The following is a 15,134-nucleotide window of genomic DNA, read 5'->3' as shown; positions in this document are numbered from 1 at the left end:
TATAAGGCAGGGCGGTGAGCTTACCGACGCCGTGTGACTGTTTTTTTGGTGTTTTAATTTAAATGGTTTTGTCTTTACCTTATGGATTTCAAGCGCAGGTAACAACGCGGCAGCTTGAAAGACGCGGGTATAACCATTCTCTTTATGTCGAGGCTGTTATGCATATCACTTTGCGCCAACTGGAAGTTTTTACCGAGGTGCTGAAAAGCGGATCCACCACTCAGGCCTCAGTGGTATTGGCTTTATCACAATCGGCGGTCAGCGCGGCGCTGGCCGATCTGGAAGGACAACTGAAGGTGTTGTTGTTCGATCGCGTGGGTAAACGCCTGGTGATCAACGAACATGGCCGCTTGCTATATCCCAAAGCACTGGCTCTGCTGGAACAGGCTGGGGAAATTGAACAGCTGTTCCTGCATGACAGCGGCGCGTTACGTATCGCCGCCAGCAGCACCATCGGCAACTATATGCTGCCAGAGATGATTGCCCACTATCGCAAAGATTTTCCTGCTACTCCGTTGGAATTGAATGTGGGGAATAGCCAGGAGGTGATTGTTGCGGTAGCCGATTTTCGTGTCGATCTGGGGCTGATCGAAGGGCCGTGCCACATGCCTGAGTTGGTCACCCAGCCGTGGCTTGAAGATGAGCTGGTGGTGTTTGCCGCGCCGGATAACCCATTGCTACGGCAACCGGTGACTCTCGCAACGCTGGCCAGTGCCCCTTGGATCCTGCGGGAGCGGGGGTCTGGCACGCGGGAAGTGCTGGATCATTTGCTACTGGCGCACCTGCCAAACTTCCAGTTGGTGATGGAGTTGGGCAACTCGGAAGCGATCAAGCACGCGGTCCGCCATGGTATCGGCATCAGTTGCCTGTCACGTCGCGTAGTGGAAGAACAGCTGGCTAGCGGAGCCTTGGTGGAACTGAGTATCCCTCTGCCGCCATTGATGCGCACGCTGTATCTGATCCATCACCGGCAAAAACACATTTCCAATGCGCTACAGCGTTTCTTGAGCTATTGCGTTGGGCAACATCCGCTCAAGGTGGCATAAAGTCATCATTAGGACCGCTGCTAATAATTGGCCGCGGATTATGAAGCTATCTTATATCAGGGCAATGTTACTAGTTCGCTGGCGGGTATTTGTTACAATCCGGCCCTCATTTTTGACGAGCAGATAGGGTAAGAATGGCTCAGCAGGATATAAAAACAGCGGGGCAGCAAGCACCCGGATTACGCCGCGAGCTGAAAGCGCGGCATTTAACCATGATTGCCATTGGCGGTTCCATCGGTACCGGCCTGTTTGTTGCCTCTGGCGCAACGGTTTCCCAGGCAGGCCCAGGCGGCGCGTTACTCTCCTATGCATTGATTGGTCTGATGGTGTATTTCCTGATGACCAGCCTGGGTGAGCTGGCGGCGTTTATGCCTGTTTCAGGATCGTTTTCCACCTATGGCGCCAAGTATGTTGAAGAGGGCTTCGGCTTTGCGCTGGGCTGGAACTACTGGTACAACTGGGCGGTGACCATTGCGGTCGACCTGGTGGCGTCACAGCTGGTGATGAACTACTGGTTCCCGGACACGCCGGGCTGGATCTGGAGCGCCCTGTTCCTTGGCCTGATGTTCTTGCTTAACTACATCTCGGTCAAAGGCTTCGGTGAAGCGGAATACTGGTTCTCGCTGATCAAGGTGAGCACGGTAATTATCTTTATCGGCCTTGGCGTACTGATGATTTTCGGTATCCTGAAGGGCGGTGAAAATGCCGGTTGGCATAACTGGACGATCGGTGATGCGCCGTTTGCCGGTGGCTTCTCGGCCATGATTGGCGTGGCGATGATCGTCGGCTTCTCGTTCCAGGGCACCGAGCTGATCGGTATCGCGGCGGGCGAGTCGGAAGATCCGGGCAAGAACATTCCACGCGCGGTGCGCCAGGTGTTCTGGCGTATTCTGCTGTTCTATATCTTCGCGATCCTGATCATCAGCCTGATCATTCCTTATACCGATCCAAGCCTGTTACGCAATGACGTGAAAGACATCAGCGTCAGTCCGTTCACGTTGGTATTCGAACATGCTGGCCTGCTGTCTGCGGCGGCGGTGATGAACGCGGTGATCCTGACGGCGGTGCTCTCTGCGGGTAACTCTGGGATGTATGCCTCAACCCGTATGCTGTTCACGCTGGCTTCGGAAGGTAAGGCACCACGCATTTTCGCCAAGCTGTCAAAAGGCGGTGTGCCGCGTAATGCGCTGTATGCCACCACCGTCGTGGCGGCGCTGTGCTTCCTTAGCTCGATGTTTGGTAATCAGTCCGTTTATCTGTGGCTGCTCAATACCTCGGGCATGACCGGCTTTATCGCCTGGTTGGGGATCGCCATCAGCCACTACCGTTTCCGCCGCGGCTATGTGATGCAAGGGAATAGCCTGAGCGATCTGCCGTATCAGTCCGGTTTCTTCCCGTTGGGGCCAATGTTTGCCTTCGTGCTGTGCTTGATCATCACGCTGGGGCAGAACTATCAGGCTTTCCTGGCGGACCGTATCGACTGGTACGGCGTGACGGCGACCTACATCGGTATTCCACTGTTCCTGATTATCTGGTTCGGTTATAAGCTGACGCGCGGCACCAAAGTGGTGAAGTACAGCGAAATGGAATTCCCGAAGTGGAATCCTGACAAGTAAGTGATTGGCTCTAGACGCGGCGGGTTACCGCCGCGTTATCTCCCCGTAAAAACCCCCCAGTTAAACGCTAACCAAAAAAAGGGCCGCACGATGGCAGCCCCTTGTTACAAACTATACTCGGCAATCAGAAGTTGTAAGTCATGCCTACGGTATAACGACGGCCATCCAGCGTGGTATTGTAGTGTTCGTAATCCACGGTTTTATCCAGAATGTTGTAAACCCCGCCGCTAAGCTGCAGGTTTTTAAGCGCCTGGTAACTCACCCCGGCATCAACAAACGTATAGGATGGCGTGCTGACCGCCATGGAGGTACGGCTCAGGTATTCCGAGGTTTCGCTGCGGAAGTTAACGCGTGACCACAGGCCGAGATCCTCAGTGGCTTGCCAATCCAGCACGCCATTGATCATGTGCTTCGGCATCTGGTTCAGCGCCTTGCCCTGGAACTCACCGCTCTTTTGTTCAGACTCGGTAAAGGTGTAGTTGGTGCTCAGCTTCCAGTCTTCGGTGATCTGCCAGCCGGTGGTCACTTCGATACCGCGCATATTGGCTTTATCCACGTTGACGCGGTCGCTGACGAAATCATAAGTGGTGTTACCGATGGTGCAGGCCGGATCCTCTGAACTGTTACAGCGGCGAACTTCGGTGATCTTGTCTTTGAAATCGGTGTTGTACAGGGTGATGCCTGCGTTCAGCCCCTCCTGGTTATCCCACAGTATGCCGACTTCTTCACTGATGCTTTTCTCTGGCTTCAGATTCGGGTTACCCACGATGATGCCGTTGCTCACGCCACCGCCGGTGATCTGGCCCCAGTTGGCAGAGGACTGGCGCAGGTCTGGCGAGCGATAACCCGCAGAAACTCCGCCTTTTACGGTCCACATCTCTGTCAGGTGCCACACGCCATACATGCGCGGTGTCCAGTGGCTGCCGTAGTTCTGATCGCGATCCATACGGATCCCGGTGGTCAGGCTGAAATCGTTGGTCAGCGCCCATTCGTCTTCGGCGAACAGCGCCCAGCTCCAGCGGGTCAACTGGTCTAAACCGTCAGCGGCTTCCAGTTGGTTGCCACCGTCCTGCAATTTCTCGTAGCGGTATTGCCCGCCGAGGTTCAGCATGTGGGAGCCAAGGTCAAACTGGGTCTGGGTATTGAAGATGGTGTTGTACATCTTCATGTTACGTCCGGGGTTATTGGTCTCTTCGCGCTGAATGTAGCTGGTGCTGTTACCAAAGTCGTAATAGCCGTTATGGGTGATCGAGTAGTTATTACGGGTATACAGGTTGTCGCTGGAGGAGTTCGGCTTACAGACGCCTTTGCGGCAGTTTTCTAATGCTACGGACTTACCCGGCGTGCTGTTGCGATCCTGCAGGGAACGGCCGATTTCGAAATCAAAATCGTTCTTTTCATCCGGCGTCAGGCTGAATACCGCCGTGCCGCTGCGCATACGCTGTTCGTTAAAGCCATTGGTGAAGTGGTCTTCCCCACGATGGGAGAACAAACCATTCACCCGCAGGCCAAGTAGCCCCTCGATCAGCGGGCCGGAGGCGTAGGCGTTGGTCTGGTAGATATCACCGGAATCCCGGTCTTCCTGAATGGTGGCATCGCCTTGCAGGGAGCCAACCCAGTCTTTAGTGGTCGAGGTTTTACGCGTGATGATGTTGATCACCCCGCCCATGGCATCGGAGCCATAGAGTGAAGACATTGGCCCGCGTACCACTTCAATACGTTCAATAGCCTGCAATGGCGGCAACCAACCTTGCTCGATACCGGCATTATCGCTGTTAGGGCGGGTGCCACGCGTATCGACACGTTTACCATCGATCAGGATCAGCGTGTATTTGGAGGACATACCACGAATGCTGATATCGCTGCTGCTGGCACCGCCGGTTACCACCACGCCCGGCACGTCTTTCAACGCATCGGTGACGTCTCGGTAGGCGCGGGTTTCCAACTGTTGGCGGGGGATCACCGAAATGGTGGCCGGCGAATCTTGAATTCTCTGCTGGAAACCGGAGGCGGTGACCACCATGGTATCTTCAGTTTGTGCCAGAGCGCTGCCGCTGGCGAGTGATGCGAGGATTAACGCGGTTAAAGTGTTATAGCTTGGCTTTTCCATGGGTTAAATATTCCCGTCCCGAGGTCAACAGGTTTTCCTGTTAGTTGTTTGATTTAAAAGAATATGTTTTCACGCTGCCGCGAGAATTTCCGTTGCGTGAGTAAAACGTCAGGCCATTGTAAGGAAATTGACAGAAATGTAAATGCAAATGATAACTCGTATCATTTGTATATTTGATCAGTAATGTATTGAAACCAGAGGAAAAGGAGGGGGATAGCCCGGCGCACTGCAGTGGTGCGCCGGGGGGAGGTCAGCGTTTCTGGATGTAAGTGATCGCCAGTGCCAATGCCAGCACCAGCCCTTTAATGATATCCATGGCGTAGTAGGGCACGGAGAGCATCACCAGGCCGTTTTGCAATACGCCCAGGATAATCGCGCCAACCAGGGTGCCCAGAGCATTAGGCTTGCCGGAGCCCGCCAGGGAGAAACCGATATAGGCTGCTGCTACCGCATCCATCAGGTAACCGCCACCAGCGTTAACCTGTGAGGAACCGATACGTGACGCCAGCAAAATACCGCCAAGGCCCGCCAGCAGGGAGGAAAGCACGTATGCGGTAACCCTGTAACGTACCGTGCGGATACCGGAAAGCCGGGCGGCCTCCGGGTTACCGCCGATGGCATACATCCGGCGGCCATGCTTGGTCAGCGACAGGAAAAGCTGCATGATCACCGTCACCGCCAGCATAATCAGCACGATCACCGGCACCTGGCCCAGCGTGGAAAACACCTCTGGGATCACGCCTTCCGCCATATCCCCGTTCGGCAGCACCATATTCTGGGTGATGGAGCCGCCGTAGCTGTAGGTCATGGCCACGCCCTGGATAACGAACAGACTGGCGAGCGTGGCGAGCATATCGGGGATCTTCAGCACCACGATCAAAAAGGCATTGAACAGGCCGACCAGCGTGCACAGCAGCAGCGTCAGCACGATGGCACCGGTAGTGCCGAAGCCGTACCAGGCAAACAGCGAGATCACCAACGCATTAGCCAACGACGCCGTTGAGCCGACGGAGAGATCGAAGCCACCCACCGAAAGTGAGATCGACACGCCAATGGCAATCACCGTCACGATGGCGATCGAACGCAAAATGTTGATGATGTTGTTGGCATCGAGGAAATTGTCGGAAGCCAGGCCAAACAGCGCGATCAAGGCGACAACGGTGAGCAACATCCCCCATTTATACAAAAACTCAAACAGCTGGTGGCGCCAGGGCAGAACGCTTTTCAGGGATAATTCTTTACTCACGCAGGAGTTCCTCCGGTGGAATACAGTAATAGGGTTTCTTCATCAATATCGGCGGCGCTGAGTTCCGCCACCACGCGGCCATCCCACAGCACGCAGATGCGATCGCACAGGCCCACCAGCTCGGAAAACTCGCCGGAAGCATAGATAATGCCTTTGCCGTCACGTGCCAAACCGTCGATCAGCCGGAACAGATCCTGTTTGGCCTTGATATCTACGCCTTTGGTGGGTTCGTCAAAGATCAGCACCTCGGCGTTGCCGCGTAACCATTTGCCGATCGCCACTTTTTGCTGATTGCCGCCAGACAGGCGAGCCAGCTTTTGCTGTGGGCCTGAGGCCCGCACGCCAAGCCGTTGCATAATCTCTAACGCCCAGCGCAGTTCGCGACGGCGGCTGAACAGGCTCCAGCGGGAGAAGCTGTCATCGGCGCTGACGCTGAGGTTCATCGGGATGGCTTCGTTGATAAAAATGCCTTCCTTGCGGCGCTCTTCCGGCACCAGCGCCAGGCCTTGTTCTACCGAAAGATGTGGCGAATGCGGTGCCCAGGGTTTGCCGTGCAGCTCTCCCTGCGTCAATTTACTGGGGGCTGCGCCGAATAACGCTTTGCAAAGCTCGGTCTTACCTGCGCCCGCCAGCCCGGCAATGCCTAGGATCTCCCCTTGATGCAGGGTTAAAGAGACGTCACGCAGTTTATGGCGATCGTGCAACCCCTCTACCCGCAGCAACGGGCGCGAGCCGTGCGGTGGGCGGGGAGCCGGAAAGATATCGTCCAGCGAATGGCCCAGCATTTTTTCGACGATCTGCTCACCGCTCAGGCCCTGCATGCTGCCTTCACCGGCATGACGACCGTCGCGCAGGACCGTCAAATGGTCGCAGACGGTTTTCAATTCGTGGATGCGGTGGGAAATAAACACGATGCCGATACCTTCGGCGCGCAGGCGGCGCACGATGTGGAACAGGCGTTCGCTCTCATTGCTGTCTAGCGGGGCCGTCGGCTCATCAAGCACCAGAAAACGGCAGCGGTGGGATAGCGCCCGGGCCAGCAGCACCTGCTGTTTCTCCGCCAACGTACAGGCTTCCAGGCGTTGGCGTGGGTTGATATTCAGCCCAAGCTGCTGCAACAGCGCGGCGGCCTGGCGATGCAACTGCCGCCAGTTCAGCAGATGGCCCGGCTGATTGAGCCAGTCCAGCATGATGTTTTCCGCGACGGACAGCGTGGGGATCAGCGCCACATCCACCTCCTGCTGCACCACCTGGATCCCGTGCTGGCGGGCCTGCAGCGGCGAATGAATATCGACCTTTTGGCCGTCGATAAAAATTTCACCCTGGTAATGGTTATGTGCGCCGGAGAGAATGCCCATCAGCGTGGATTTACCCGCGCCATTAGCCCCCACCAGCGCATGGGTCGAACCGCCTTGCAGCGTAAAATCGACGTTTTGCAGAGCGTTGAACCCGGCAAAGGCGATGGAGATATTACGCATCTCCAGGCGTGAAGCGGTATTGGTCGGCATAGTTTGGCTGAAGACGTTGCGCCCCTCGTGTTTCAAATCGCGGCGTGGTGGCGGCAACGTGAAATTCATTTGGATGTATAGACGGCTAAAGAAACTCTTTTGTAACACGAATTGCCATTTTTGCAACATGCAAAATGCGCTTAACCCGATAAAAGCGGCTTGGCGGGGGGAGTAGGCTGTGCCCATGGCTAGGAGGTTGGATCTCTTTTTTCCCCTTAGGTCAGAGACCAAAGCGTATTTTGGGGCGAAAGTATGCGCAAGAACATGCTTGCGCATAGGGTATAAGCATAGAACAGTGCCTTTACAACGTTCGTAAGACCATTGTTCACCAGCCTCACAGCAGATAACGACTTCCGCTTCGGTGGCTGATGTTCTCAGCTACCTACCGAAAAACGTGAACAGTTTATGGACGTCGCTTCACTATTGCCGAGGCATTAAACCTGGGTTAAAAAAGTAGTGTGGTATTAGGCACAGGTATTTAGTGATGCTTAACGAAACTGAACTATCTTAATGTCCGGTATCTGGATACCTGCCTTGAATACCACCGCTAGGCATTCCCTGAGCTTCTCCTATGTACTGAGTTAGTTGGGCTCTAAAACGTTCCATTAACCCTCGGTCCATCATAGTGTCAACAAATTCATCCAAATAGGCATTTGGATATTCCCAAATAGGCTTATAACCACCTTTAGGTTTGATATCAGTTCGTACAGGCCATTGATACCAGTGTTTTTGCTGTTCTTCTGATAACCACCAGTTTAAATAGAGTCGGGCAGCTGCCGGATGTTTTGTTTGTTTAAACATACAAGCTCTTTGGGCCCAGGCCATAAATGGATCTGTTTTGGGTATGATAAACCGGGCTTTATCCGTATTGTTTACTTCAAGATCACCAAATACGCCAAACGCTACAGATTTTTGTCCTGAATAGACTTGGTCTACAGGTTCTTGTCCACCTCTAACGAAGATTGGGTTTTGTTTCAAGAATTTCTCCAACCATTCCCAACCATATATTTCTATCACTTTCATAAATAAAAATTGAGTGGCGTCATCATCATTAGGGTAATCGAGAATTATTTTATCTTTCCATTTTGGGTCAAGATAATCATTTGCATCCACCGGAGGGTTAGGTGCAAGTTGTACATTTGAAAGATTTGAAAATGCGTTAACACATATACCAACCCATGCACCATCCTTATCTTTAAATTTATCATGGACTTTAGAAAATCCAGCTGGTTTATAGGGTTGTAAAACACCTTCGTTTTTCCATCGAGGATAATTCTGTAATTCTTGAAGGTGAGCAACATCAGCGGCTAATGTATTACTCTTTAGTTGCAGGTCGATACGCGCATCTTGAAATTTTGAAAAGTCGACATTCATTTTCAACTTCATTTTAGGAAAGCGTTTTCTAAATGCGTTTGCATTACCATCCTGTTGACCTACAGTATCTCCTCCAGCATAAACAGTAAGCTCGCCTCCCTCTATAATTGCTTCTTCATATAGTTCTTCAAGTGATTTAGTCTCCTCATCTACATGTTCAATAATATTAGAGGATGGCTTCATATTATCGGTATGGTGGGGATCTTTTGCAAAGGCTATTTTTGACAGTGGGGCGGCTGCACTAATAGCAATACCTAATTTCATAAAATCACGACGATCCATTACAGAACACTCCTTAGTAAACATACAGAGATATTTGATGATAAAACGTAATAAATTAACCTACAATATGGCTGATTTTCTAAAGGCATCCTTCCTATTTTAATAGTGTTGAATAAATTCACCGGATACATTTTTGATTTAAATCACTTCTCTATTTTTTCATTCTATGTGCGGGCGATTTTATTGATAGTGGATATTTTTGTCGGACTACATCATTAAAATTGAACTAGTGGATCATGGTTAGGAAACTCAATCGGGTAATGCATCCAATGAGTAGAATATGATAGGCGAGTGGCGCAGAGGTGACAGGCGGGCTACTGTTGCTTATATGATCTCGAGCGGTGCTCACATGCATATTGAGGGACACAGCTTACAACCCTAAGCGATCGCGCAAGGCATAGTAGGCGGCCCCTAGCGCGGTAAATGGCACCTGTAAATGGCGGCCACCGAAGAACGGCAAATGGGGGAGTTGGGCGAAAGCATCAAAGCGTTCCGCGTCACCGCGCAGCACTTCGGCAATCAGTTTGCCTGCCAGATGCGTCAAGGTCACGCCGTGGCCGCTGTCGCCTTGCAGGTAGTAAACGTTATTTTCCAGGCGGCCAAACTGTGGCATGCGCGACAGGGTCAGCAGGAAATTGCCGGTCCAGCGGTAATCGATGCGCACCTTCTTCAACTGCGGGAAGGTTTTTAGCATCAAGGGCCGGATCCTGGCCTCGATATCCGCCGGATCCTGTGCGCCATAGACTACGCCCCCGCCGTATAACAAACGATTGTCTGCCGTCAGGCGAAAGTAATCCAGCAGATAGTTACAGTCTTCAACGCAGTAATTATCCGGCAACAGGGAAAGGGCCATATCCGCAGATAAAGGCTCGGTGGCAATGATTTGTGACCCGCAAGGCATGCTCAGACGGCTGAGGCGGGGTTCCAGCTTTTCCCCCAGATACGCGTTGCCTGCCAGGATCACCAGACTGGCGCTGACGGAGCCAAGAGCAGTGTGTAGCTTGGCGGGTTGACCATAATCGATATGAGTGACCGCCGATTGTTCAAACAGCCGTCCACCATGGCGGCGGACCGCCTCGGCCTCACCTAGCGCCAGATTTAACGGATGCAAATGACCACCGTGGCGATCCAGCAGCCCGCCGACATAGCGTTCGCTGGCAACGGTGCGGCGCATGGTTTCCCCGTCCAGCAGTTCCAGTTGCGGGTGGCCATAACGCTGCCAATGCGCCATTTTCTCTGTTAACGCGTTGAATTGTTTGGTCGTTAAGGCGGCAGAAACCGCGCCGGGGCGATAGTCGCAGGCGATGGCGTAGCGATCGATTCGCTGGCGAATGATCTCCGCACCTTCAAACATCATGCTGCCGAGCATTGCCGCTGTCTGCTGGCCGTAGCGAGCCTCAATCACATCGATATCGCGGCTGTAGGAGTTGACCACCTGCCCGCCATTGCGCCCGCTAGCACCCCAACCGATGCGGGCGGCTTCCAGCACTACCACGTCGTAACCGGCCTCGATCAGGTGCAGTGCACTGGAAAGGCCGGTAAAACCGCCACCGACAATGCAGACATCGCAGCGGATAGCCTCGTTCAGCTGGGGATAAGGAGCGTGGGGGTTGGCGCTGGCGGCATAATAGCTGGCAACATGTTCCATCATCACTCCTCCGGCGGATCTTGTCAGAAGGTGGTTGGGGTGTGTGCGCTGACGATCTTGCAAACGCGCGTTGAGGTATTGCTGAAGCTGTGGGGCATGCCGGTGTTGATGGCATAGCTCTGGCCAGCGGTCAGCAGATAGGTCTGGCCGTTGACCGTCAGCATAATCTCCCCCTCCAGCAGCGTGCCGATCTCTTCGCCCTGATGCTTGATCTTCTCACCGGTGGTGGTGCCCGGTTGATAGGTCTCCAGCATCATGGCCAGGCTGCGGGTAGGGCTGCCGTTATGCACCAGCTTCATCGAAACGCCCTGGCTGCCGATCTCGATCAGATCGTCCGGCTCGATCACCACTTTGGGTTCATCTGGCCGTTCAGGTTCAGCAAAAAATTCAGACAGCGATAGCCCATAGACCTTCAGCAGTTTCTGTAGCGTACTAATGGCAGGGCTGACTTTGTCCTGCTCAATGGTGCTGATGGCGCTGTGGGTTAATCCGGACAGTTCGGCGACCCTGCGCTGTGACAAACCCAAGTGCTGACGGATCTGCGACAGGCGCTTGCCTGGTGCCAAGCTGACTTCGCTCATAGCGGTAGTTCCTTCTGATAGGAGCGACAGGTTGGGATCACACCCGGAGCCGGGTACCTGTCTGAGTGACATCGAAACCACATGATATCGGTAGTTGGGCGGTCGTTGTAAAATATATTGCCCATGTTTCCCCCTGGTCTGGCGGAAGAAATTCTGTACCAACAAAGCGCAAACAACGCCTTTTCGGTCAATATTTTATCAATTTAGCAGTCCCTGGCGAATAATCAAACGCCATTGTAACATTTGCAAACCATTTATGTTAAAGCTATGTTTCATGTTATGGGTGTTATTTTGAGCGCCAGCCTGTGGCGCACTCTACAGAGAAATCAAACCATGTGTTAAGTCAATCGGCAAGCGGATGCGAAGGCATTCCCAAGAGCACAACGGCAGGTGATGTATGCAAACCAATAGCGCAGTAGTAGAAGATTTTGCACAGCATAATGAAGAAAGGCGAAGTAGCGCGTTCCAAAGTGAGGTTGCTCACTATTTGGAACGCCATCCTGCCACGCAGTATATCGATATCCTTCTCACCGATCTCAATGGTTCCTTCCGCGGTAAACGCATTCCCGTCTCCGGGTTGAAAAAAGTTGAAAAAGGCTGCTATTTCCCCGCCTCGGTGTTCGCTATGGACATTTTGGGCAACGTGGTCGAAGAGGCCGGATTGGGCCAGGAACTGGGCGAGCCGGATCGGATCTGCATGCCCGTGCCCGGTACGCTGACGCCGTCGGCGGCAGATCCGCAACACGTTGGCCAGGTATTGCTGACCATGCTGGATGAAGATGGTACTCCCTTTGACGTTGAACCCCGCAATGTACTGAACCGAATATGGCAGGCGTTGCGCCAGCGCGGACTGTTCCCGGTGGTAGCGGTAGAGCTGGAGTTTTATCTCATCGATCGACAGCGAGACTCGGCAGGTTATCTGCAACCGCCGTGCGCGCCGGGCACTCAGGAGCGTAACGTACAGAGCCAGGTCTATTCGCTGGATAACCTCAACCATTTTTCAGGGGTGCTCAACGACATCGACACGTTGGCACAGATGCAAGGGCTCCCGGCGGATGGCGCGGTGGCTGAAGCCTCCCCCGGCCAGTTCGAGGTGAACCTGAATCACACCGACAACGTGCTGCAAGCCTGCGATCATGCGCTGGCGCTGAAGCGGCTGGTGCGTCAGGTGGCCGAACATCACCATATGCATGCCACCTTTATGGCGAAACCTTATGAGGAATACGCGGGGAGTGGCATGCACGTCCATCTCAGCGTGGTAGACAGCGCGGGGAAAAACCTGTTTGCCGAAGCGGATGGCGAAGACTCGGCGCTGCTTAAGCGAACATTAGCCGGGATGATCGCCTTGATGCCCGCATCGATGGCGGTGCTGGCACCCAACGTCAATGCGTTCCGCCGTTTCCAGCCGGGGATGTACGTGCCGATCCAGGCGTCCTGGGGCCATAACAACCGTACCGTGGCGTTGCGTATTCCCTGTGGTGATGCACAAAACCACCGCGTGGAGTACCGAGTGGCCGGTGCCGATGCCAACCCTTATCTGGTGGTGGCGACTATCCTGGCGGGGATGCTGTACGGGCTAGACACCGAATTGCCGCTGCCTGAGCCGGTGACCGGCAACGGTTTGGAGCAGGAGGGGTTACCGTTCCCGATCCGCCAAAGCGATGCCCTGTACGAATTCGAGCATCAGCACGAACTGAAACACTACCTCGGTGAACGCTTTTCACGGGTTTATCACGCCTGCAAAATGGGTGAGCTGATGCAGTTTGAGAGATTGGTGACGGAAACCGAGATTGACTGGATGCTGAAAAATGCCTGATATCAGGCACCCTGATGGCGAGCAAGGGCGTTTTTCCTGATATTAAGCAAAAGAATTTGTATTAGAAGGTTTCAGGATCTTGTCTTTCTGTGATCTTATGGCAAAATACGCGAAATGCAGATAGCCGACGTTTTTAACGCGTCGGTTATTTTTTTTTGCATTATGTTTTACCAACGTGCGTTTCATACACCAAGCGAGGCCGGACATCGAGCCGGATAGATAAATAGGTTCGTCGCGATCAACCAAAACTTTATGGTCGTGACTCATGAGGATAAGAAAGATGGGGCAATTTTTCACCTTGGCACCGGTGCCCGCCGGTTTCCGTTGCGGTCGCAGCGATTATGGAGCAACACAGGCTTTTGTGCCTAGTTATCCAGCTTCCCTCATCCCCCTTTTAGAATTCAGTCGCACGTTGCGAAGTTTCCCCGCAACCTTGAGTCTTGGCGTGTCTATTATCCGCAAGACTGAAGGTAAGGGGGGGCTACGCGATGTCCGATAACATCATCACCGCCGCACCAGCTGCCGGCCAACGCGCCCAACTGCGTAAAACACTGACTTTAGTCCCGGTCGTCATGATGGGTCTGGCCTATTTGCAGCCCATGACCATCTTTGACACCTTCGGCATCGTCTCCGGCCTGACCGACGGTCACGTCGCGACCGCGTACGCCTTTGCTCTGCTGGCGATCCTGTTTACCGCCCTGAGCTATGGCAAACTGGTGAAGAAATTCCCTTCCGCCGGTTCTGCCTATACTTATGCCCAGAAAGCCATCAGCCCGCACGTCGGCTTTATGGTGGGTTGGTCATCGCTGCTGGACTACTTGTTCATGCCGATGATCAACATCCTGTTGGCAAAAATTTACCTGGAAGCCATTTTCCCTGGTGTGCCTTCGTGGATCTTCGTTGCGGCCCTGGTCGGCCTGATGACGGCGTTCAACCTACGTGGCATCAAGCTGGTGGCCAACCTGAACTCCATAATCGTGGTGGTACAGGTGGCAATCATGATCGTGTTCCTGGGCCTGGTGATTAACGGTATCTCTCACGGTGAGGGGGCTGGTACGTTGGTGAGCAGCCGTCCGTTCTGGTCTGACAACGCGCACGTGGTGCCGATGATCACCGGTGCGACCATTCTGTGCTTCTCGTTCCTCGGCTTTGACGGCATCAGCTCGTTATCCGAAGAAACCAAAGATGCAGAAAACGTGATCCCGAAAGCCATCTTCCTGACCGCCTTGATCGGCGGCGTGATCTTTATCGTGGTGTCGTACTTCGTGCAGTTGTACTTCCCGGATATCTCGCGCTTTAAAGATCCTGACGCATCACAGCCGGAAATCATGCTGTATGTGGCTGGCAAGTTCTTCCAGTCGGTGATCCTGGTGTTCTCGTGCGTAACCGTACTGGCTTCCGGTATGGCATCTCACGCGGGTGTTTCACGTCTGATGTACGTTATGGGCCGTGATGGCGTATTCCCGGAGCGTTTCTTCGGTTATGTGCATCCAAAATGGCGTACTCCGGCGCTGAACGTGCTGCTGGTTGGTGCGATAGCGTTGTCTGCCGTTTCGTTCGATTTGGTTACGGCTACGGCACTGATCAACTTTGGCGCACTGATCGCGTTTACCTTCGTTAACCTGTCGGTGATATCGCAGTTCTACATTCGCGAGAAACGCAATCGTACGCTGAAAGACACCTTCAACTACCTGATCCTGCCGGTAATGGGGGCGTTGACCGTCGGTGCATTGTGGGTCAACCTGGAAGTCAGTTCGATGACGCTAGGCCTGGTCTGGGCGGCGATTGGTCTGCTGTATCTGACGTTTGTCACCCGCAGCTTCAGCCTGCCGGTGCCACAAGCAAGCGAAGACGTGGCTTAATCAACTTACCTGCCTCGCGATAGCAAAAAGGGTTCCACATGTTGG

The 15,134-nt window shown here is 53.6% G+C and carries 10 protein-coding genes; 4 read left to right on the top strand and 6 right to left on the bottom strand.

Annotated elements, in window-relative coordinates; genetic code table 11:
• Nucleotides 1-158: 158 nt before the first annotated feature.
• Complete coding sequence (yieE, locus tag ACKWMY_RS18700; protein WP_074028250.1) at nt 159-1,046, top strand: DNA-binding transcriptional regulator YeiE; 888 nt, start codon at nt 159-161, stop codon at nt 1,044-1,046.
• Between the two features lie 134 nt (nt 1,047-1,180).
• Entirely contained in the window at nt 1,181-2,662 is a 1,482-nt protein-coding gene (locus ACKWMY_RS18695) for an amino acid permease (protein WP_024528064.1), read from the top strand.
• Nucleotides 2,663-2,786: 124 nt separating this feature from the next.
• Here ACKWMY_RS18695 and ACKWMY_RS18690 read toward each other — a convergent pair whose 3' ends face one another.
• The 6 genes from ACKWMY_RS18690 to puuR form a co-directional block, all read right to left on the bottom strand.
• Nucleotides 2,787-4,772, bottom strand: a complete 1,986-nt coding sequence (locus tag ACKWMY_RS18690) for a ligand-gated channel protein (protein WP_074028251.1) — start codon at nt 4,770-4,772, stop codon at nt 2,787-2,789.
• Nucleotides 4,773-5,022: 250 nt separating this feature from the next.
• The gene (locus ACKWMY_RS18685) at nt 5,023-6,018 is read right to left on the bottom strand and encodes an ABC transporter permease (protein ID WP_024484978.1); all 996 of its coding nucleotides are present in this window, start codon (nt 6,016-6,018) and stop codon (nt 5,023-5,025) included.
• A complete protein-coding gene (locus ACKWMY_RS18680; RefSeq protein ID WP_065683380.1) occupies nt 6,015-7,526 on the bottom strand; it encodes a sugar ABC transporter ATP-binding protein in 1,512 nt (503 codons plus the stop codon). Before ACKWMY_RS18680 ends, ACKWMY_RS18685 begins: the two co-directional genes overlap by 4 nt.
• A 507-nt stretch (nt 7,527-8,033) precedes the next feature.
• A complete protein-coding gene (locus ACKWMY_RS18675) occupies nt 8,034-9,182 on the bottom strand; it encodes an ABC transporter substrate-binding protein (RefSeq protein ID WP_409486801.1) in 1,149 nt (382 codons plus the stop codon).
• A gap of 370 nt (nt 9,183-9,552) precedes the next feature.
• Nucleotides 9,553-10,833, bottom strand: a complete 1,281-nt coding sequence (locus ACKWMY_RS18670) for an NAD(P)/FAD-dependent oxidoreductase (RefSeq protein ID WP_409486800.1) — start codon at nt 10,831-10,833, stop codon at nt 9,553-9,555.
• Nucleotides 10,834-10,853: 20 nt separating this feature from the next.
• Complete coding sequence (gene puuR / locus ACKWMY_RS18665; protein WP_021805845.1) at nt 10,854-11,411, bottom strand: HTH-type transcriptional regulator PuuR; 558 nt, start codon at nt 11,409-11,411, stop codon at nt 10,854-10,856.
• A gap of 397 nt (nt 11,412-11,808) precedes the next feature.
• Here puuR and ACKWMY_RS18660 point away from each other — a divergent pair, with 397 nt between their 5' ends.
• Together ACKWMY_RS18660 and ACKWMY_RS18655 are read left to right on the top strand one after the other, a co-directional pair.
• Nucleotides 11,809-13,227 carry a glutamine synthetase family protein gene (locus ACKWMY_RS18660; RefSeq protein WP_409486799.1) on the top strand — a complete coding sequence of 473 codons (1,419 nt, stop codon included), beginning with the start codon at nt 11,809-11,811 and terminating at the stop codon, nt 13,225-13,227.
• A 488-nt stretch (nt 13,228-13,715) separates the two neighbouring features.
• Entirely contained in the window at nt 13,716-15,089 is a 1,374-nt protein-coding gene (locus ACKWMY_RS18655) for an APC family permease (RefSeq protein WP_024528069.1), read from the top strand.
• The last annotated feature ends 45 nt before the right edge of the window (nt 15,090-15,134 follow it).

The organism is Serratia sp. J2 (genome assembly GCF_046269175.1).
Taxonomy (GTDB): domain Bacteria; phylum Pseudomonadota; class Gammaproteobacteria; order Enterobacterales; family Enterobacteriaceae; genus Chania; species Chania fonticola_C.
This window is presented reverse-complemented; position numbering and strand designations above follow the sequence as displayed.